The 575-nt window shown below is 40.0% G+C and carries 2 protein-coding genes; both read right to left on the reverse strand.

Annotated features, from left to right (window positions below):
- On the reverse strand, positions 1–263 hold a 263-nt coding region (locus KTHG_RS00110; RefSeq protein ID WP_139991795.1), incomplete at its 3' end, for a hypothetical protein.
- Positions 260–575, reverse strand: a 316-nt coding sequence (locus tag KTHG_RS20935) for a hypothetical protein (protein WP_222424324.1), incomplete at its 5' end; no start/stop codon positions are given. The genes KTHG_RS00110 and KTHG_RS20935, both read right to left, overlap by 4 nt.

Here is a 575-nt window from a genome sequence, read left to right on the forward strand (position 1 = left end):
TAGTTCGTTGTTTTCCCATCTGCACTTTCTTGTGCAATGGCAATGCCCGATAAAATGCTGTTGTATTTAATCGGATCAAGTTGTTCAATATCCATTGTTGTTTTAATCCATTTTTGACCATCGTACTTTTTTAAGATAGGCGGTTCAGTTGTTATATCGAGCCACATTTGGCCAACAATCGGAAATGGTGGCGCTTGTCTTGATACATGAACATCGGTGTTATTGGCCAGTGATACTTGCCCACTTACGACTGTTTTCTTCATTCATTTCCACCTCCAGAATATTGTCGAATGTCTTGGCCATTGTATTTGGCTCCAAATCGAATCAATTGAATATCATTTTTTTCGACACTAACAGCAATCACATCAAATAATTCTTCTTGTACAGTGCCGAGCTTTCGACGTTCTCTGTCGTCATTATCACCTGCAGCATATGAGCAGTTTGTGAGAATGGTTGGTGTGGTATTAAAGCCGACACGTTTCGCAATATCTTTATGCGTATGGCCAGCGAAAATCCCGATGAGTTTTCCTTTTCCACGTGTAGAGAAATCTGTCGTTAAAGTTACCGGATAATCA

Source organism: Kurthia sp. Dielmo (genome assembly GCF_000307285.2).
In the GTDB taxonomy this organism is placed as follows: Bacteria; Bacillota; Bacilli; order Bacillales_A; family Planococcaceae; genus Kurthia; species Kurthia populi.